The sequence below is a fragment of the Janthinobacterium sp. AD80 genome (assembly GCF_002878455.1).
Lineage (GTDB): Bacteria > Pseudomonadota > Gammaproteobacteria > Burkholderiales > Burkholderiaceae_D > Janthinobacterium.
The window spans coordinates 1-19,789 of record NZ_NRDQ01000028.1 but is presented as its reverse complement, the minus strand read 5'-3'; the positions used below and the strand labels follow the sequence as shown (position 1 = coordinate 19,789).

The window sequence follows — 19,789 nt, the reverse complement described above, 5'->3', positions numbered from 1 at the left end:
GCCAGCGCTGGCACGCGTCTTGCGAAAGTAGAGGCAGGACTGACCCCAACCTCAACCCCAAAGAATGGAGCATGACATGACGGACGTGGCACAAGCGGAAGCACAACAAGTACTGGCGCAGGAATTGACGGCGGCCGAACTGGCCTTCGTGGAGCAGGTGCGGCGCGATGCGCAGACGGCCTTCGATGGCTTGCGCGAGACGGGCAGCCTGACGGCCAACGGCACGGTGGGCTTTGTCGAGCGCACCCCTGGCGGCGACAAGGTGGTGGTGGTCAACGATCCGGGGCCGTTCCGTCGCGGCCAGCCGCTGAAGGCGGCCGTGCTGGCGCTCGATGGCACGGTGATCGTGGGCGACGCCAACAACGGCGGCGCGCGTTATCTGAAACTGTTCCGCGAGCGGCCGGAAGTGACGTCGATTTCGCACGTGCATTCGCCCTCCCTGGGCGCCTGGGCACAGACGCACCGCACGCTGCCGATCCGCTACGTGCCCGTGCAGCGCTTCCAGCTGATCCGCGAAATCCCCATCTATATCGACCGCCGCCAGCCGGAAGTCGATTTCATCCTCGGTGAAATCGCCCGCAACACGCATGCCACGGCCATCCTGGAAGCGAACGGCGGCGCCACCGTGTGGGGCAAGCAGGGCTTGCTGAAGCTGGCCGAATTCATCCTGCTGCTGGAAGAGGGGGCAAAAATCCAGATCGCGGCCGAAGCCATCGGCGGCTCGCGCGACTTCGGACCCGGCGTGCTGCTGCAGCAATGGAAGATGAGCAAGCTGATCGACACTGCGCGCGCGCTGTCTTTGTTACCTGCCACCGACCTGGTGTAACCCTTTCAAGAACAGGCCCACGATGTCATTGCAATTCTTACGTGTGAACTGGCGCAAAATATTCGCCAGCGCCCTGGCAGCCAGCCTGCTGGCGCCAGCCATCGCGGCGGCGGCCGAGCCATTGCCGGCCGCCGTGCGCATCGCCGTCGTGGCGCGCACGGCGCCGTCCGGCAAGACCGTGTTTGCCGGTTCGGCCGCCCAGGTGGCGTCACAAGGCTGGCTGGCGGCCGAGCTGGGCAAGCTGGGCGTGAAGCTGGAATGGGTGCCTGTCACCACCAATTCGGTGGCGACACAGGTCAACGAGGCGTTTGCCAACCACTCGATCGACCTGGCCCAGTATGGCGACTTGCCTTCGATTATCGCCAATGCCTCGGGCTTGCAGACGCGGCTGATTTTGCCGGGCGGCAGCGCCAACAATACCTACCTGGTGGTGCCGAACGGTTCCACGGCGAAATCGATCAAGGACCTGAAAGGCAAGAAGATCGCCTTGCACCGGGGCCGGCCGTGGGAATACCCGTTCGCGCGCCTGCTGGAAGCCAATGGCATGAGCCTGCGCGATGTGAAAATCCTCAACCTCAATCCGCAGGCGGGCGCGGCGGCCGTGGCGACGGGCGGCGCGGACGCCTTTTTTACCCTCAGCGACGCATTCCTGCTGGAAGATAAAAAGGTCGGCAAGATCATCTGGTCCAGCAAGGCGCCGCCGCAGGACTGGAAGATGCGCGCCGAGCTGTGGGCCGACAGCGGTTTCCTGAAAAGCTATCCGCAACTGGCCCAGCTGGTGGTCACAGCCTATGTGCGCGAGCACCACCGCGCTGCCGGCGCCGGCGGCGAAGACGAATATGTGCGCACCGAGGCGGCGGCGGGCCAGGTGGAAAGCGTGGTGCGGCGTGAACTGGCGGGCGACCATACGCCGTGGCAGGCGCGCTGGTCGCCGTTGTTTACGGCCAGTTTGCGCCAGCATTATGTGGGCGAGGCGGCATACGCAAAGAGCGCGGGCCTGATCGCGCGGCCCCTGCAAGTGGACAGCCTGTTCGCGCCGCAGTTCGTCAACCAGGCGCTGGCGCAGCTGAAATTGCAAACTTACTGGACGCCATGAGTTCCATCGTCAACGCCATTGCCTTGCCGCGCGCCCAGCGCAAGCAGCACCCGCCGGCGCCAGCGGCGGCCGCACGCACGCCATGGCTGCGGCGCTTTATCCGCTCGCCCTGGTCCGTCTGGGCGTCGCCGCTCGCCTTGCTGCTGTTGTGGACGGCGGCCACCACGTTCGAGTGGATGCCCGCGCACATATTGATGTCGCCATGGCAAGTGCTGCTGACGGCCCGCGACCTGGCCGAGAGCGGCGAACTGGGCCAGCACCTGGGCATCAGCCTGTTCCGCCTGCTGGCCGGATTCGGCCTGGGCGCCAGTGTTGGCCTGGCGTTTGGCGTCTTGCTGGGTCTGTCTCCTGGCTTGCGCAGCTATGTCGATCCCACGTTCAATGTCTTGCGCCAGCTGCCGACCGTGGCCCTGATTCCCCTGTTTATCTTGCTGTTCGGCATAGGCGAGAGTTTCAAGGTGTTTATTGTTGCCAAGGCCAGTTTCTTTATCGTCGCGCTGGCCGTGCATGACGCCATCCGCAACTTGTCTGCGCGTTACTTCGAGGTGGCGCAAGTGTATTGCTTCTCGCGCTGGCAGCGCATCCGCCTGATCGTCTTGCCCGCCATCGTGCCGGCCGCGCTGACTGGCATGCGCATCGCCCTGTCGCGTTCGTGGATGGTGCTGGTAGGCGCGGAATTGCTGGCCGCCGACAGCGGCCTGGGGCAGATGATGGAAATGGGCCGGCAAATGTTCCGCCTCGACGTGGTGATGGTGGGCGTGGTGCTGACGGGCGTCATCGGCTTTGGGCTGGACCGGCTTTGCCATGCGCTGGAAGCGCGGCTGATGCGCTGGAAACGCGGTGGGGAGTCCAAATGAAGCAGCGTCTGATACTGATCTTCAAGGGCGCGCTGCTGCCGCTGGCCTTGCTGGGAGCCTGGCAATGGGCTTCCGGCCAAGGCGCGGCCGCCGCCTACATTTTTGTCTCCTTGGGCGACCTGGCGTACAGCTTGCGCGACCTGGTCTTGACGGGTGAGCTGTGGGTGCATCTGCGCGCCAGCCTGGGCCGCACCCTGGCCGGCTTGCTGCTGGGCGGCAGCGCCGGCATCGTCACGGGGGCGCTGATGGCGCAGTCGCCGCTGGCGGATAGGCTCATCGGCCCGCTGTTCCACAGCATCCGCCAGGTACCGTTGCTGGGCCTGATACCGTTGCTGGGCTTGTGGGTAGGCAATGGCGACGGCGCCAAGCTGCTGGTGATCGCCATCGCCGCCTTTTATCCCACCGTGCTCAACACCTATGCGGGCATGCGCCAGGTGGAAGGGCGCTTGCGCGAAGTGGGGCAGGTGCTGACCCTGACGCGCTGGCAGACACTGCGCCAGATTCTGTTGCCGGGCGCCATGCCGGCCATTGTCACGGGCGTCACGCATGCGCTGGCGTTTGCCTGGCTCGCGTGCCTGGGCGGCGAACTGCTGTTTTCAGCCGGCCCCGGCATGGGTTCCTTGCTGCTCAATGGCGAAGTATCGGGCCGCATGGACGTCGTCCTGCTGGCCGTGCTCGTGATTGCGCTGCTGGCGCAAGCGATGAACGTGGCGTTTGCGCGTCTGGCGCGCCTGCTGGTGAAGGGGCGCAGCAGTGAGTGAATCGTTGCCATTGACCGTAGACGCGGCCATCAGCGCCCGAGAAGGAGAACTGCGCGCCTTCTTGCTGCGCTTTATCGGCCTGACCTTGTTGTCCGGCGTGACCATCGGCATGAACAAGGTGCTGGCCACCTTGCTGGGCTTGCATCTGCACGTGAGCAACTTCCAGCTGGCCGCGATCAGCAGCGCGGAAACCCTGGCCATGGCGCTCGGTACCATACCGGCTGGCTACATTCTGTCGCGCGGCAACCCCAGGCATTTGTATGCTTGTGTCAGCCTGAGCCTGGCGCTGGCTTTTTGCGTGCTGCCGTGGCTGCCCGGCTGGCAATGGGTGGCCCTGCTGATGTTTTTGGTAGGGCTGTGCATTTCCCTGCGCATCGTTGCCATGAGCACCGTGTTTCTCGTGCGCCTGCCGGAACTGGGGCAGGGCAAGGCGGGCTGGTACAAGGGAACCTTGATCCTCGGCATGCAGTTCCTCGGACCCTTGTGCGGCAATTATCTGATCGCGCAGCTGGGCCTGAAAGCGGGATTTTTGATCTCGGCCCTGATGTTCGCCATCCTGGCCGTGCTGGGCTGGCACGTATTACCCAACAGTACTTTACCGAGCAGTACGTCACCGCGCAAGCACGCAGCACATGCTGGCGTGCCCGGCGCCGCCAGCCTGGGCGAACTGCTGCGCCTGCCCATCGTGCGCACCACGTATCTGTTCGAGATACTCGCCAGCTTCACGGCCTCCAGTGTGGGCGTGTTTTCCATCTTGCTGGCCATCCGCGTGCTGCACTGGCCTGCGCATCACGCCGTCTGGCTGATGGCCGTGCAGGGACTGAGCTGCGTGCTGGTGCTGCTGTTCCTGGGGCAATTTGTGCTGGCCAGCAGCTACCGCGCGCAGCTGTACGCTGGCGCGCACCTGGCCATCATGGCTGCCTTGCTGATCCTCGGCTTGTGGCCCAGCAGTATCGCCTACCTGGCCGCCTCCGTGCTGCTGGGCCTGGGCCTGGGCGTGAATAACCTCGTCAATACGGACAATATCGCCCGCGCGCCCGTCGACAAGGCCAGGGTCTCGGCCCATCTGACCCTGTTCGGCATGGTCGGCGGCACGGCCGGCGCGCTGGCGGCGGGCCGCCTGGCCGACCTGACGGGCTTGCGCAATGTGTTTCTGATCTGGCTGGCTCCCTGGCTGGCCGCCTGGCTGGTGTTCCACTGCAGCCGCTGGCTGCGCCGGGCGCCGCCCGCCGCCGTTTCTTCCCTCGCCCCAACCTCAGAGAGTGCGCCATGAATGATTTCGTTTCTCCTTCGGCCTTGTCTCCTTCAGCCCTGTCGCCGCACAAGCAGCACCTGAGCGGCGGCTTGCAGGTGCAGCACGTGAGCAAGTCGTTTGCGCTGAAAGGCGCGCCGCTGCCCGTGCTCGAGGATATTGCGCTGACCATCGCACCGGGCGAATTCGTTGCCATCGTGGGCGCCTCGGGCTGCGGCAAGTCCACCTTGCTGCGCCTGCTGGCAGGCCTGGACACGGATCACACGGGCTTGCTGTTGCATGACGGCGTGCCGATTCGTGGCACCGATCTACGCCGGGGTCTCGTGTTCCAGGACCACCGCCTGTTCCCGTGGCTGACGGTGCAGCAGAACGTGGCCGTGGCCTTCAGCAATACCAAGGTGCCGCTGGCCGAGCGCGATGCCCGCGTGGCGGCGGAAATCGCGCGCGTGGGCCTCGACGGCTATGCGGATGCCTATCCGCATCAGTTATCCGGCGGCATGTCGCAGCGGGCGGCGATTGCCCGCGCCCTCGTCGGGCGGCCCGACGTGCTGCTGCTGGACGAACCGCTGGGCGCGCTCGACGCGCTGACCCGCTTGCGTTTGCAGCAAGAACTGCGCCGTTTGTGGCAGGACGAGGGCATCACCATGGTGATGGTCACGCATGACATCGATGAAGCCGTCTACCTGGCCGACCGCATCGTCGTGCTCGACGCGCGCCCCGGCAAGGTGCGCCGGGTGCAGGAGGTGCCTCTGGCCCACCCGCGCCAGCGCGGTTCGGCTGGTTTTGTTGCCATCCGCGATGGTCTGCATGCGGATTTCAGCGACCTCGACGAGTCGAACGCGCCCGTGGCGCAGGAAGAACACCCCAGCAGCTTGTGGGATGGCAATGAATGGGCGCGCAGGATGGCGCTGTAGTTTCCTTTTTGACCGGTTCACCCACTCTGGAGATACACGATGAGCAATAACAACGCACTCGACACCCTGTGGTACACGCGCTGCCCCGTCCCGACGGGCCTGGGAATTTCTCTGCAGCAGGGATGGCTGGAAGATGCCCTGCGCGCCGACGGCACCAGCTTGCGCTCCTTGCGCGAGTCGGACCAGGAAGCCGTGCGCGAATCGCATTTCGACCATACCCTGCAAAATTCCGTACGGCACGGCGGCAATATTCCCGCCCTGTGGGCCCGCGCGGCGGGACGCGAAACGCGCGTCATCGGCCTGTCGTGGTCGGATGAAACCCAGCTGATACTGACCTTGCCTGGCAGCGGCATCCAGACGGTGCGCGACTTGAAGGGGCGGCGTTTCGGCTTGCCCCTGTGGGCCAGGGCGCAGATCGACTTTGCGCGCGCGCAAGCCTTGCGGGGGCTGGAAAACGCCCTGAGCCTGGAAGGGCTGGCGGTTGCTGACGTGGAACTGGTCGATTATGTGGTCAACACGGGCCAGAGCGAAACGCCGCCGGAGAAGGGCGCGGCAACGAATCTTTTTAGCGGCGCGCGGCGCGGCGGCCAAAGCCCGGAATTGCTGGGACTGTTGCGGGGCGAGGTGGATGCCATCTTCCTGAAAGGCGCTTCGGCCGCGCAGCTGGCGCAGCAGTTCGGCTTGCACACGGTGATCGATACGGGCATCCATCCGGAACCCTTGATCCGTGCCAACAATGGCACGCCGCGCACCTTGAGCGTTGACGCGCACCTGCTCGACAACCATTTCAATTCCGCTGTGACCCTGGTCGACCAGGTGCTGCGGGCCGAAGCGTGGGCACGCGGTCACGCGGACGAGACGCGACGTTTCCTGGCGCGCGAATCGAATGCCAGCGAGCACTGGGTGCAAGTGGCCTACGGCAAGGATGCGCATCTGCGTCTGGACACGGACCTGGCGGAAACGTCGGTCGCCGGCTTGCAGGATTTCAGCGATTTCCTGTTCCGCTGGAACTTCCTGCCCAGCAAGGTCGACGTGCGCGCCTGGATCGATCCCCGTCCGTTTGAGGTGGCGCTGGCGCAGACGCGCCGGGCGGCTTGAGCGGGAAGCACGTCAACAGTGGCCATGCTTGATGATGAGGAGAATGCAATGCGGCGACGTACGCTGATGGGAGGGCTGGCCTTGCTGCCCCTGGCGGGACAGGCAGTGTCGGCAGTGTCGACAGCAAAAGGGGCAGGGGCACCGCTGGCGGCCCTGCGCATCGCCTCGACGGGCTTTGCGGAAAACGGCAAGGCGGAACTGGGCGGCATCGCTTACCGGGTGCAGCAGGAAGGCTGGCTGGCACGTGAACTCAGGCAACGGGGCGTGCGGCTGGAATGGCTGCCCGTCACGGGTGACACGGGCGCGACCATGAACGAGGCCTTCGCCAGCGGGCGCATCGACATGGCCGCGTACGGCGATTTGCCGTCCGTCATCCTCAACGCGGGCGGCGTGCGCACGCAGGTGATCGTGCCGGCGGGGCGGGGCACGGACCAGTTCCTGCTGGTGCCCACCAGTTCGCGCGCCACCTCTTTGGCCGACCTGAAGGGCAAGCGCATCAGCGTGCACCGGGGCCGGCCGTGGGAACTGGGCTTGCGCCAGCTGATCGCCGACCAGCGCATGTCGCCCACGGATTTTCGCTTGATCAATATGGATTTGAAGCCTGGCACGGCTGCGCTGGCCACGGGCGCCGTCGATGCCTTGTTCATGATCAATGGCTATCCGCTGGAAGACAAGGGCATCGGCCGCATCATCTGGTCCAGCAAGGGTTTGCCGGAACGCAAAATGCGGGCGGAACTATGGGCCCGCCGCGACTTTACGCAAGCCCATCCCGACATCGCGGAACTGGTGGCCGTAGCCTGGCTGCGGGCCCAGCACTGGGCGGCGCTCGATGGCAACCGCGAGGCGATCATCAAGGATGGCACGCGCAACGGCACACCCGACAGCGTGGTAAGGCGCAGCTACGACGATCCGGGCTTGCAGTGGAAGGAGCGCTGGTCGCCCCTGTACGACGACGCCGTCTACCGGCATTACCGCCGGGTGCTGGCGTTTGCGCAGGAACAAAAGCTGATCCGCCAGCCACTGACGGCGGAAGAGTTGCTGGAACCGCGTTTTGTCGCGGCTGGCTTGAAAAAGCTGGGTCTGGGCAATTACTGGGAACCGGCCAAGGTGTAGTGCAGGAAGGTGGTCGCGTGGCTCAGTGCGGCAGGCACACGCGTCCCGCCACATTGATCACGTCATCACCCGCATGCGCGCGCAGTTGCAGCAGCATCAGGGCCACGCCCAGCATCAGCGCCGCGGCGCAGAGTTTCTTGTGCATCGTCTTTCCTGTTTTCACTTCATTCTGAGGCTTGCGGCCGTATTATTGCTCAAATTCACCGTGCGGGATGAGCATTTTGCCAAGCGTGCTCTACAATTATGCATACCGCGCTTCGGCGCCATCGAATTTTATGCATAGTATGTGAAGGGAATGACAAGCCTGTGACTTCCAAGCCGCTCAAGATCGCCGCCACCGTTGTCGTGGCACTCGCCGCTGGCGCCGGCATTTATACGTACACGCGTTCCGCCGCCACGGCGACGCCGCCCGCGTCCGGCGCCGGCCAGCCAGCCGCCACGCCGCAGGGCGCAGCCGACACGGCCGCCGTGGCCGCCCAGTTCCGCGACTTGCTGGCCAATTTCCGCAAGATCATCGTGCTGCTGGCCGACGAACAAAGCTTGCCGGAAGGGGCGCGCGACGAAGCGCGCAAGGTGGGGCAGGCGCTGTTCCATGAAAACCAGGAACGCATCGCCAGGCTCGATGCGGCGCTCGACCAGCTGACGGCGCCCACCAATCCTGGCCGCTTCGAAGCGCTCGACACTTTATTGACGTATATCGAATCCGATCCCGGCCTGTACGACGCGGATCGCCTGGCGTTCCGCGAGCTGCTGCAAAGCATGCTGGCCGACGTGGCGAAGGACTCGTCCTTGCCGGCCATCAAGCTGCACAAGCGCATTTCCGAAGACCTCGAGGCGCTGGGCGAGATCGAGCGCAATTACGAGAAGGAAATCCGGCAAATCTTCGGCAACCTGGGCCAGCGCGCCATCGAACTCAAGCGCGAACGGTGGGACGATTACGTGGCGCAGCTGAAAAAGCTCTACAGCCGCGAACAGATTCTGAAGGAAAACGGCATTGTCGTGCCGTATGCCGTGCCCCCGGCCGGTTCTGTACCCGAAGCCAAGCCCGTGCCAAAGAAAGAGGAAGCGGAAATCTTCGGCCTGGGCTTGCCGAAGAAAACCATCGTGCTGACCTTTGACGACGGCCCGCACCGCCGCTACACGGAAGAAATCAGCGCCATCCTGAAACAGTATGGCGTGCCGGCCGTGTTCTTCAACGTGGGCCGCAACCTTGGATCGCTCGACGCGGAAGGCCACGCCAAGCTGAACGCGGGCGCGGAAGTGAGCCGCAAGCTGATGAAAGAGGGCTATGCCGTGGGCAACCACAGTTTCAGCCATGCACAGTTATCCAAGCAGACGGGCGACAAGCTGAAAGGCGAAATCCTCGGCACCGACACTTTATTAAAAGCCATCAGCCCCGAACGGGCCGCGCTGTTCCGCTTCCCGTATGGCGCGCGCAACAGCGAAGGCATGGCCGCGCTGGCCGATGCGCATTTGAAATCCGTGATGTGGAATATCGATTCGCTGGACTGGGCCGACCCCGTGCCCAGTTCGATCACCAACCGGGTGCTGGCCTCCGTCGACAAGGCGGGGCGCGGCATCATCCTGTTCCATGACATCCATGAACGCACGGTAAAGGCCTTGCCGGCCGTGCTGGACAAGCTGATCGCCGAAGGCTATCAATTCGCTGGCTGGGATGGCACGAGTTTCCAGGTGGCGAAAAGCACGGCGCCTGCGCCGGAAAAAGTGCCCGTCACCACCGGCTACGCCAATTCCTGGGCCGTGGTGATCGGCATCGACGATTATGCCAAGTGGCCGAAACTGCAGTATGCGGTGCGCGACGCGCAGGGCATCCGCGAAACCCTGATCGAGAAATTCGCCTTTGCGCCCGAAAGGGTCGTGACGCTGAAGAATGGCGAAGCGACGCGCAACAACATCTTGGCCGCCTTCCACGACAAGCTGGCGCATGGCGGCGTGCAAAAGAATGACCGCATCTTCGTGTTTTTCGCCGGCCACGGCGCCACGCGCAAGCTCAGTTCGGGGCGCGACCTCGGCTACATCGTGCCCGTCGATTCCGACCCGGACCAGTTCGCCACGGATGCGATACCGATGACGGAAATCCAGAATATCGCGGAGTCCCTGACGGCCAAGCATGCGTTCTTTGTCATGGATGCCTGTTACAGCGGCCTGGGCCTGACGCGCGGCGCCGGTTCCAGCTCTTTCCTGCGAGACAACGCCAAGCGCATCGGCCGGCAAATGCTGACGGCGGGCGGCGGCGACCAGCTGGTGGCCGACGGCGGGCCGAACGGCCATTCCGTGTTTACGTGGACCTTGCTGCAAGGCCTGGCGGGCAAGGGCGATCTGAACGGCGACGGCCTCATCACGGCGACGGAACTGGCCGCCTACGTGGCGCCGGCCGTCTCCAGCGTATCGAACCAGACCCCCGCGTTTGGCAGCTTGCCTGGTTCGGAAGGGGGGGATTTCGTCTTTGAATTGCCAGGCGAGACGGAATTCCTCAGCCCGAACACGGCGCAACTGTCGACGGAAGCCATCGCCCTGAACAGCAAGCTGGACGCCAAGCCGGCCACCGCCAGCGTGACGGTGAAGGACTTGCAGGGGGGCGAACAGAAGATCGTCACGCCGGGCGCCGTGCCCACTTCGGCACGCCAGCTGGCGCAGCGGGCCAACGACCGCGGCTTGCAGCTGTACAAGGAGAAACAGTATGCGCAGGCGGAAGCGCAATTTACGGAAGCGCTGAAACTGCGTCCCGACTTCGCGCTGGCGGCCAACAACCTGGGCTTTGTTTTCTACAAGCAGGAAAAATACCGCGAAGCGGCCCGCTGGTTTGAAAACACCGTCAAGATGGACCCGTCGCGCGCCATTGCCTACCTGAACCTGGGCGACGCCTATGCCAAGGCCGGCGATGCCGCCAAGGCCAAGGCGGCGTACAAGACGTATCTGGAACTGGCGCCGACGGCTTCGATGGCGCCCACCGTGCGGCAAAAGATGGAGAAGCTGTAAGCGTGGGCAACAGCTTGCCTGTCGTCCACGTGTTTGCCTGCAGCGGGCGCTTCGCCAGCTGGGAAGCGCTGCAGGCATATTTGTCGCCCGCGTACACGGAAGATGGCGATGCCGTGCCGTCGCCATTCTTCGTGGAAACGGGGCTCACGCACTATGAGCCTGCCTGTTTTGAAAGTGCCATGCTGGCGTCGCCGGCCCCGCTGGCGCAATTGCTCGATGGCGTGTCGTATCCCGACAGCTGGCTGGCGCAGGCGTGCGCGGACGCGGATGGGCAACACTTGCTGGCCGACACGGCCGTCTGCGTGTTTGCACCGAATCAGCTGGCGCATCCCGAGCGCAGCTCGCTGCGCCACGTGGGCAGCTACTGTTACTGCGTCGACTGATCGCCGTCCTGGCGCTCTTCTTGCACCAGCTTGTTGACCGTGGCCAGCAAACTGGTGCCCGAGGTGGTGATGAAGCGGGCGCCGGCCGCTTCCGCTTCCGTGCCGTAGCTGGCCACCGTATCCTTGCTGCAATACACGATGATGGGTAGTGTTGGCTGGGCCTGGCGCACTTCGTGTACCGTGCGTACGCCCGCATCCATGATGCGCCGCCCGTTTTCCATGCGCGCCATGTCCGTGATCAGCAGCGCATAGTGCCGGCGCTGCAGCATGGCCAGCGCCTGCCGCGTCGACACGGCCTGGTCCACCTTGATATTGTCCCGTTCCAGCTGTTCCACCAGCAAGGTATTGTTGCGCGGGTGGTCGTCCAGCCACAGCACCAGGCTGGCGGGCTTTTGCGCCGTTGGCATGCCGGCCAGGGCCGTGACGGCGCCACCGTCCGGCGGATGGGCCAGCAGCAGCTGGGTGACGGCTTCCTGCATGTCGTCGAGCGACTTTTGCTGCAAGCGGCTCAGTTCCGTCACTTCGATTTCCTTGCCGCTTTCCAGGCGTACGGACTCGTTTTTCACGAGGCTGTCCGCGCGCTTGATCATGATGGAGAGATAAATGCGCGTGAGCAAATAGCCGATCAGGAAACCATGCACGGAAAAGAACAGCATGATGCCGCCCACCACGGCCATGGCCGTTGGCGTGTCCGTGGCCAGGCTGGGGGCGATGAAGGCGGCCATGCTGCGCGCGCTGCCAGGCAGGCTTTTGAGTTCGATCAAGCCCACGCCGACAATGATTTTCGTCAGCCAGTCGGACACTTCCACCAGGTTGGAATTGATTTCCATGGGCGTGGGCGTGCCGAGGAACAGGGTATTGCTGGAGGTGGCCGCATTCGTATCTGCATTGCCGGGGGCGGCGGAGGTATCGTCCGTGGCACGGCTCTTGCCGTTGCCCCGGTCCTCGGGCGGCGCCATGTTGACGGTGCCCGAAGGCAGGGTGCGGGGGATGCCGAACAAAAAGCCCAGCAGCATGCCGCTGACGCAAAAACCCAGGCTCCACAGCAGGGCCGGAACGGCGTGGTAGTAGGGCGGCAGCATGGCACCCGCCAGCACGGCCAGCAGCCCGGCCAGCAGGATGAACAGCAGGATGTAGGGCAGCACGTCGCGCTTGCGCACGGCGGCGGCCACGGTTTTCCTTGTCTTGCCGGCGCTGTCGCTCAGGTCCACGATGCGTTCCTTTGTTTTTGCAAAAAAGGCTGAATCCGGGACGCTATCCGTTCGCGTATATATCGGATAGGCTGTACTGGGGTGTAAGCAGGCCAGTGGCCCGTACTGACATCATAAAAACTGGAGACGCGATGCGATTGATAAAAAGCAAACGGGTGGCAGCTTGTGCCTTTGCATTGTTGAGCGTGGGGCGCCAGGCCCTGGCGCAAGGCGCAGATGCGGCGGCACCGGCTGACGACGAGTCGCGTACGGTGCGCGTGGCGGGCCACTACGATAACGCTGTCGGCACCTCGGATGCGGCCAGCCAGGGCGTCATCACTACTGAATTGATTGTCAACCGGCCCGCCTTGCGCACGGGTGAACTGCTGGAATTCGTGCCCGGGCTGATCGTCACGCAGCACAGCGGCGACGGCAAGGCCAATCAGTATTTTTTGCGCGGCTTTAATCTCGACCATGGAACGGATTTCGCCACCTATGTGGACGGCATGCCCGTCAACATGCGCACGCATGCGCATGGACAAGGCTATTCCGACCTCAATTTCCTCATTCCCGAACTGGTACAGCGCATCGACTACAAGAAGGGGCCGTATTTCGCCGGCGAAGGCGACTTCGCTTCGGCAGGCAGCGCCCGCATCCGCCTGGCCGACAAGTTGCCGCAGGGCCAGGCCAGCCTGTCCATCGGCCAGCACGGTTATCTGCGCGGCGTGGTGGCCGATTCGCTTGATGCGGGACCTGGCACCTTGCTGTTCGGCCTGGAAATGAACCGCAACAACGGTCCGTGGGACGTGCCGGAGAGCGTGCGCAAGTATAGCGGCGTGCTGCGCTATAGCCAGGGCACGCAAGACGACGGGTTCAGCGTGACGGGCATGGCGTATAAAAACAGCTGGAACGCCACCGACCAGGTGCCGCTGCGGGCCGTGGAGTCCGGCCTGATCGGCCGCTTTGGCAGCCTGGCGCCCAGCGATGGCGGCGACACCTCGCGCTACAGCCTGTCGTATGCCATGCGCAAGCGCACGCAGAACCGCCTGTTTGAATTCGATGCCTACGTGATCCGCTCGCAGCTGGAACTCAACAGCGATTTCACGTATTTCCTCGCCGATGCGCAACAGGGCGACCAGTTCCAGCAAAGCGAGCGGCGCACGGTGGCGGGCGTCAACGCCAGCGAAAGCTGGACCACCGAGTTGGCGGGCCTGGCCATGCGCAACAAGCTGGGCGTGCAGGCGCGTTTCGACCGCTTGTCGCCCGTGGGCCTGTACAACACGGTGGAGCGCATCCGCCACAGCACGGTGCGCGAAGACCGGGTGCGCGAGAGCAGCGTCGGCCTGTATGGCGAAAACACGCTGCAATGGCTGCCGTGGCTGCGTTCGGTGGCGGGCTTGCGCTATGACGCCTACCGTTTCAATGTGGCCAGCAGTATCGAGGGTAACAGCGGCACGGCGAACGACCACGTGGTGTCGCCGAAACTGTCCTTGATTTTTGGGCCATGGAGCAAGACGGAGTTTTTCGTGAACTACGGCAAGGGCTTCCACAGCAACGACGCGCGCGGCACGACGCAGACGCGCCTGCCGGACGGCGCAGCTTCCACGCCCGTGACGCCGCTGGTGCCGACCAAGGGCATGGAATTGGGCGCGCGCACGGAATGGCTGCCGGGCTTGCAAAGCTCGCTGGCCCTGTGGCGCCTCGACATTGCCTCGGAGCTGCTGTTCGTCGGCGACGCGGGCGAGACGGAGGCCAGCCGCACCAGCCGCCGCCACGGCATCGAGTGGAACAATCACTATATTGCCGCGCCGTGGCTGCTGTTCGACCTGGACCTGGCCGCTTCGCGCTCGCGCTACGCGGAAAACGACCCTGCCGGCAACTATATACCCGGCTCGATCGACAAGGTGGCGTCGTTCGGCGTGACCGTGACGGACCAGGGCCCATGGTCGGGCGCCTTCCAGCTGCGCTACTTCGGCCCCCGTCCCTTGATCGAGGACAATAGCGTGCGCTCCGCCTCGACCACACTGGCGTATGCGCGGGTGGCCTACCAGCTGAACCGCAAGACGCGGGTCTCGCTCGACGTGTTCAACCTGTTCGACAAGCGCGCCAGCGACATCGATTACTACTATGCTTCGCGCCTGCCGGGCGAAGCGGCAGAGGGCGTGAATGACCGGCATTTCCATCCGGTCGAACCGCGTTCCGTGCGCCTGAGCCTGGCGTATGCTTTCTGACAAGGCTACACTGTGGCATGAGCGATAATTTAGTACAAACCAGCAAATTCCTTTCCCTCATCCTGCGCCACTCGCCCGAGAAAATCGGCCTGGCGCTCGATCCACACGGCTGGGCCGACATCGGCCAGCTGCTGGTGCAATCGGCCCGACATGGCCGCCGCCTTTCTCGTGAACAATTGGACGAGGTGGTGGCGCGCGACAGCAAGACGCGCTACGCCATCAGCGGCGACGGCTTGCGCATCCGCGCCAACCAGGGCCACTCCTTGGCCGCCGTCGATATCGCTCTGCCGCCCGCCACGCCACCGGCCGTGCTGTACCACGGCACGGCCAGCCGCTTTGTCGACGCGATCCGCGCCGGCGGCTTGCTGCCCGGCTCGCGCAACCATGTGCACCTGTCCAGCAACCGCGAAACGGCCGTAGGCGTCGGCGCGCGCCATGGCAAGCCCGTCGTGCTGACGGTGGACGCGGCCGCCATGCAGGCGCAGGGCCACGTGTTTTACCTGGCGGACAATGGCGTGTGGCTGGCCGATGCCGTGCCCGTGGCATTCATCGGCTTTCCGTGCCTAGTGGCTTAGCGCCCTGGCCTTCGCTTTGCCCTGGCGCTTGCGGCGCCAGATCAGCACGCCCGTCACGCTCAGGCCCGCCACCAGCAGGCCCATGGCGCAGATGAACAGCTTGAAGGGCCAGCCCCACATCGAGGCCATGTGCAGGGCGCTGATCCAGCTGCGGATGGTGTCGCCGCTGGCCGCGCCCGTGGGCAGCCAGGCGGCCAGTTGCCGGCCGCTGGCCGCGTCGAAAAAGACCGTGGTCAAGCCTTTGTGGGCGCGCACGTCGCGGCTGCTGCGCACGTTGTAGCTGTACACGCCCAGTGCGCGTTCATACGCCAGCGCGTTTTCCTCGATGATGGAAAATGCGTGCTGGCGCGCCAGCGCGTCCATCAACTGGCGGCCCTGCGCGCGGGCCGCTGGCCAGTCCAGCGGCGGCCCCGGCGACGGCGTGTGCTGCGCGACGATCTCCTCGGCACCCTGGTGGGCAAACAGCGGATGCATGACGGCCGCATAGGCGCCGTACAGGTTGAAGGCGACGCCGCTCCACGCAAACACCAGCAGCATGGCCCACAGCCACAGGCCGCCCGCGCGGTGCAGGTCGAATACGAGTTTATAGCTGCCGCCATGGCGGCGCAGCAGCCAGGACGGGCGCCAGCGCAGCAGCCACGGTTTCGTGCCCGGCGCGCGTTTTTTCAAGAGTGCGGGGAAGGTGAGGGCGGCGCCGATGAAGCAGTCGATGCTCCATACGATGGCGACCAGGCCAAACACCAGCAAGCCCGTGTCGCCCAGCGCCAGCGCGTAATGCAGGCGCTCGATGAAGGGCAGCAGGTTGATCGCGCCCTGGCTGATCTCGCCCCAGCGCCGCTGGCCAAGTAACGCGCCCGTGTAGGGATTGACGAACACCTCGTCGCTGGCCAGCGGTACGTCGCCAGACTGGCGCAGGTAAAACACCATGCTGTGGCCTTGTGGCGTCGACAGCGGCGCATAGCTGACCTGCGCCTGGGGAAAGCGCGCGGCGATCGTCTCGCGCAGCAGCAGGGCGTCGAGCGGCGCCGCGCCCGGTGTGGGCGGCGCGGCGCGGAAGACGGCGGGCAGCATGGCTGCCTCCAGTTCATCTTTCCACGCGAGCGCGCTGCCCGTCACGCCGGCGACGATAAGGAAGCCGGCCATCAGCAGGCCGGCATAGCGGTGCAGCGCCGCCAATGCCGGCCGAACTTGCAACGATGGCATCAGAAGCGGTACATGGCGCTGACATTGGCCGTGCGTTCCGCATTGCGGTAGCACAGGTTCGGCAGGTAGCCGCAGTCATACAGCGTCTGCTTGTTCAGCACATTGTTGACGTTGAGGGAAAATTGCCACGGCCCGCGCGACGCGCCCAGCGCCGCGTCCCACTGCGTGATGCCGCCATTGCGGATGTTGAGGTTTTCGCCGTCGGAGTTCGAGCGCATGGCGCCGAGAAAACGCATGCCCAGCGCCGCATACGCGGGCAGTGCCGTACCCAGGTTGAACGACTGGCGCGCCCAGGCCGAGGCGCTGTGGCGCGGCGCCCCCGCTTGTTGCAGGCCCAGGTCGCCGTTATTGCTCTTCCTGACTTCCGTATCCAGATAGGTGTACTGGGCGATCAGGCTCAGGCGGCTGGCGAACTCCGTGCGCGCTTCCAGTTCCACGCCGCGCGAACCGACTTTCCCCGTTTGCTGCAGGCGGCCCGGGTTGCCGATGTCGGAGGTGGTGACGTTGTCGCGCACCAGGTCGAACACTGCCGCCGTGTAGCTGGCGCGCTGGCCCACGGGTTCATAACGGATCCCCGCTTCGAACTGCTTGCCGCGCGACGGTTTCAAGGCGTCGCCGTTGGCCGTGATGCCCAGTTCGGGCGAGAACGAGGTGGCGTAGCTAACATACGGCGCCCAGCCGCCATCGAACAGGTAGACGGCGCCCACGCGGCCCGTGGTGGCTGAAGGCGACTGGTGGAAGTCGGGTTTGACGGCGCCGGTATTGAGGTCCGTGACGTCGCGCGACTGCGTGGCCTTGTCGCGACGCAGGCCGGCCGTGACCACCCAGCGGTCCCATTTCAACTGATCCTGCGCATACAGGCCCAGCTGGCGCGACGGTGCGCTGGCGCGGGTCGGCGCCTTGGCAGGGATCAGCGGCTGCTTGCCATACACGGGCTGGTACAGGTCGATCGGTTCGATAAAACCCTTCTGGTGGCGGTAGTCGTCCGTGTTGCGGATATTCGCGTAGTCGACGCCCAGCAGCACCTGGTGCACCAGGCCGCCGGTGGCGAACCGCGCCTGAAGCTGCGTATCGGCGAACAGGCTTTTCGAGGCCGTATCGACAGGCATGAAATAGCGCTCCACCGTGCCATCGTCGTTCAGGCTTCCGGGAAACATGTCCGTGCGGTCGTTCTTCAGGCGCGTGTAGCGCAGATTCTGGCGCAGCGACCAGGTATCGTTGAATTGATGCTCGAACTCGTATCCCAGCATGGTATTGCGGCGCTTGAAGCGGTTATCGTCACCCATCAGGTTGACGCGCGGGTCGACCTGGCCGCGCGGGCCAGGCACCAGCAGCTGGTTGGGAAACGCGTACTGCTGGTTGTCCTGCTCGTAGCGGGCCAGCAGGGTCAGCCGCGTGGCGGGGCCGGCCTGCCACGTCAGCGAGGGAGCGAAGTACAGGCGGTTGTCGCGGTCGCGGTCCAGCCGCGTATGGGCTTCTCGGCCCAGCATGACGACCCGGTAAGTCCACGCGCCTGGGGCGTCCAGCACGCCGCCCACGTCCGCTTTCAGCTGGCGGCGCTGGTAGCTGCCGTATTCCACGCCAACTTCGTGCACGGCGTCCGCGCTGGGACGCTTGCTGACGGCGTTGACCATGCCGCCCGGTGGAATCTGCCCGTACAGCACCGAGGCGGGGCCGCGCAGCACTTCCAGGCGTTCCAGCCCATACGGTTCGATCGAGGCGCCAAAGGTGCGGCCCGAATTGCGCAAGCCATCCTGCAGGATGCCATTCGTCTCGATGGTAAAGCCGCGCAGCAGCGAGGAGTCGTCGCTGCCCAGCGGGCGCTGGTTCGGCGTCACGCCGGCCGTGTAGCGCAGGGTTTCATCGAGCGATTCGGCATTGCGGTCGCTGATTTCATCGGCCGTGACGACGGAAACGGACTGCGGGTTTTCCTTCAGGGCCGTGTCGGTCTTGGTGGCCGAGGCGGCGCGCCGTGCCACGTAGCCGCGCACGGGTCCGATCGCCGTTTCGCGTTCGCTGCTGGCATTGATGGTGATGGCGGGCAGGGTGGCGCTGGCCTGGCCCGGCGTGCCTGCCGGCGCTGTTGTCGCTTCCATTGCCGCCCGCAGCGCATATGCGCCGTCGGCGCCGTCCACCAGGCGCACGCCCTGGCCGCGCAGCAGTTCCTCGAAACCCTGGCGTACCGTGTAGCTGCCCGCCAGGCCGCCGCTGCGCTTGCCGTGCAACAGCGCCGCGTCGGCCGACAGTTCCACGCCGGCCGCGCTGGCAAACGTGGTCAAGGCGCGCTCCAGCGGTCCGGCGGGTATCGCGTACGGGCGCTTGGTTTGCGCATTGCCAGCCGTCTGCGCGTGGGCTGTGGTGGCGGTGATTGCCATGCTGCCCACGGCGACGCCAGCCAGGAACAGGGCTTGGATGGCGGCGGCGAGGGGAAACGGGCGCAGTTTGCGCGCGGGTGCGGTCAGGCGAGGAGGCATGGTGCAAATCCTTGGAAAGTGGCGGGAAAAAATCGCTTCTTCCCGTATTCCGAACGAAACGCCAAAACCCTCAACTTTTTTTCATTTATTTTTCAGGCGGCGGGGCGCGGACCCACGCCGACCCAGTAGCGCGTGCGGTAGCGCACTTGCACGGGCAGGCTGGCAGCCAGGTTGGCCAGCGAGCGGTCCGTGTCGCGCAAGGAAAACACGCCCGTCACGCGCAGTCCGGCGACGGCCGCGTCGCAGCGCAGCACGCCATGGCGGTAACGGCCCAGTTCGGCCAGCAGCGCGTCCAGCCGCATGCGCTCGGCCACCAGGCTGCCCTGGGTCCAGGCGGCGGCGTTGTCTTCCACGCCCGTCACTGCCTGCACGGCATGGCGCGTGTAACCGGCGCGCTGGCCCGCCTGCAGCCGCACTGGCGTGGCGCCGTCCTGCGATGGGCGCAGCGCCACGGCGCCCTGGAACACGGCGACCTGGCTGGCGCCGTCTTCGATGCGCACGGAAAAGCGCGTGCCCAGCGCCGTGGCCGTGCCGTGCGGCGTTTCCACCAGCAGCGCACGGTACACGGGCGCCGTTTCATGCGCGCTGGTGACGAGGATGGCGCCCGCACGCAGCACGATGCGCCGTTCGCCGGCGCTGTAGCGTACGTCGATGGCGCTGGCCGTGTCGAGCACCACTTGCGTGCCGTCGGCCAGCACGATGGCGCGCGTCTCGCCCACTGCCGTGCGATGGTCGCTACTGACGCGCTGCCACAGGCCCGTTTCGTGTCCCAGCAGGGCCGTGCCGCCGCCGGCCGCGATCAGGCCCAGCAGCTGC

General features: G+C 65.2%; 17 protein-coding genes. 12 read left to right on the top strand and 5 right to left on the bottom strand.

The genetic code is table 11. The features are described 5' to 3' along the window. The first annotated feature begins 76 nt into the window (after positions 1-76). The 8 genes from JaAD80_RS07005 to JaAD80_RS06970 are packed head-to-tail and all read left to right on the top strand — an operon-like array spanning position 77 to position 7,917. The gene (locus JaAD80_RS07005; protein WP_102293534.1) at positions 77-826 is read left to right on the top strand and encodes a class II aldolase/adducin family protein; all 750 of its coding nucleotides are present in this window, start codon (positions 77-79) and stop codon (positions 824-826) included. Positions 827-848: 22 nt separating this feature from the next. Beyond that, positions 849-1,922, top strand: a complete 1,074-nt coding sequence (locus JaAD80_RS07000; protein WP_102293515.1) for an ABC transporter substrate-binding protein — start codon at positions 849-851, stop codon at positions 1,920-1,922. After that, positions 1,919-2,779: an ABC transporter permease gene (locus JaAD80_RS06995; RefSeq protein WP_102293514.1), complete on the top strand. Its 861-nt coding sequence runs from the start codon at positions 1,919-1,921 to the stop codon at positions 2,777-2,779. The genes JaAD80_RS07000 and JaAD80_RS06995 overlap by 4 nt, the downstream gene beginning before the upstream one ends. Continuing rightward, the gene (locus tag JaAD80_RS06990; RefSeq protein WP_102293513.1) at positions 2,776-3,540 is read left to right on the top strand and encodes an ABC transporter permease; all 765 of its coding nucleotides are present in this window, start codon (positions 2,776-2,778) and stop codon (positions 3,538-3,540) included. The genes JaAD80_RS06995 and JaAD80_RS06990 overlap by 4 nt, the downstream gene beginning before the upstream one ends. A gap of 4 nt (positions 3,541-3,544) precedes the next feature. Beyond that, complete coding sequence (locus tag JaAD80_RS06985; protein WP_146012284.1) at positions 3,545-4,813, top strand: MFS transporter; 1,269 nt, start codon at positions 3,545-3,547, stop codon at positions 4,811-4,813. Then, entirely contained in the window at positions 4,810-5,706 is an 897-nt protein-coding gene (locus tag JaAD80_RS06980) for an ABC transporter ATP-binding protein (RefSeq protein ID WP_102293511.1), read from the top strand. The genes JaAD80_RS06985 and JaAD80_RS06980 overlap by 4 nt, the downstream gene beginning before the upstream one ends. A gap of 39 nt (positions 5,707-5,745) precedes the next feature. Next, the gene (locus JaAD80_RS06975) at positions 5,746-6,804 is read left to right on the top strand and encodes an ABC transporter substrate-binding protein (RefSeq protein ID WP_102293510.1); all 1,059 of its coding nucleotides are present in this window, start codon (positions 5,746-5,748) and stop codon (positions 6,802-6,804) included. Positions 6,805-6,852: 48 nt separating this feature from the next. Beyond that, positions 6,853-7,917 (top strand): ABC transporter substrate-binding protein, encoded by a 1,065-nt coding sequence (locus tag JaAD80_RS06970; protein WP_180979330.1) that lies wholly within the window; start codon positions 6,853-6,855, stop codon positions 7,915-7,917. 22 nt (positions 7,918-7,939) lie between these two features. Here the strand turns inward: JaAD80_RS06970 and JaAD80_RS31385 are convergent, their stop codons facing one another. Beyond that, the gene (locus JaAD80_RS31385; RefSeq protein WP_255206395.1) at positions 7,940-8,062 is read right to left on the bottom strand and encodes a hypothetical protein; all 123 of its coding nucleotides are present in this window, start codon (positions 8,060-8,062) and stop codon (positions 7,940-7,942) included. Between the two features lie 161 nt (positions 8,063-8,223). Between JaAD80_RS31385 and JaAD80_RS06965 the strand changes: the two genes are divergently transcribed. Together JaAD80_RS06965 and JaAD80_RS06960 are read left to right on the top strand one after the other, a co-directional pair. Further along, positions 8,224-10,917 carry a polysaccharide deacetylase family protein gene (locus tag JaAD80_RS06965; protein ID WP_102293508.1) on the top strand — a complete coding sequence of 898 codons (2,694 nt, stop codon included), beginning with the start codon at positions 8,224-8,226 and terminating at the stop codon, positions 10,915-10,917. Between the two features lie 2 nt (positions 10,918-10,919). Further along, positions 10,920-11,300 (top strand): immunity 22 family protein, encoded by a 381-nt coding sequence (locus tag JaAD80_RS06960; RefSeq protein ID WP_102293507.1) that lies wholly within the window; start codon positions 10,920-10,922, stop codon positions 11,298-11,300. Here JaAD80_RS06960 and JaAD80_RS06955 read toward each other — a convergent pair. Further along, positions 11,285-12,511, bottom strand: a complete 1,227-nt coding sequence (locus JaAD80_RS06955) for a response regulator (protein ID WP_102293506.1) — start codon at positions 12,509-12,511, stop codon at positions 11,285-11,287. The two genes, JaAD80_RS06960 and JaAD80_RS06955, sit on opposite strands and share 16 nt — an antisense overlap. 131 nt (positions 12,512-12,642) lie before the next feature. Between JaAD80_RS06955 and JaAD80_RS06950 the strand changes: the two genes are divergently transcribed. Beyond that, positions 12,643-14,721 carry a TonB-dependent receptor gene (locus JaAD80_RS06950; protein WP_102293505.1) on the top strand — a complete coding sequence of 693 codons (2,079 nt, stop codon included), beginning with the start codon at positions 12,643-12,645 and terminating at the stop codon, positions 14,719-14,721. 17 nt (positions 14,722-14,738) lie between these two features. Then, positions 14,739-15,296, top strand: coding sequence for an RNA 2'-phosphotransferase (locus JaAD80_RS06945; protein ID WP_102293504.1), 558 nt, complete (start codon positions 14,739-14,741; stop codon positions 15,294-15,296). Here the strand turns inward: JaAD80_RS06945 and JaAD80_RS06940 are convergent. From JaAD80_RS06940 to JaAD80_RS06930, 3 genes are all read right to left on the bottom strand, one after another. Further along, a complete protein-coding gene (locus JaAD80_RS06940; protein WP_102293503.1) occupies positions 15,285-16,499 on the bottom strand; it encodes a PepSY domain-containing protein in 1,215 nt (404 codons plus the stop codon). The genes JaAD80_RS06945 and JaAD80_RS06940 overlap by 12 nt on opposite strands. Beyond that, positions 16,499-18,973: a TonB-dependent siderophore receptor gene (locus JaAD80_RS06935; RefSeq protein ID WP_102293502.1), complete on the bottom strand. Its 2,475-nt coding sequence runs from the start codon at positions 18,971-18,973 to the stop codon at positions 16,499-16,501. Before JaAD80_RS06935 ends, JaAD80_RS06940 begins: the two co-directional genes overlap by 1 nt. Before the next feature lie 92 nt (positions 18,974-19,065). Continuing rightward, positions 19,066-19,789 (bottom strand): FecR domain-containing protein (locus JaAD80_RS06930; RefSeq protein ID WP_102293501.1); only part of this gene is annotated, 724 nt, incomplete at its 5' end.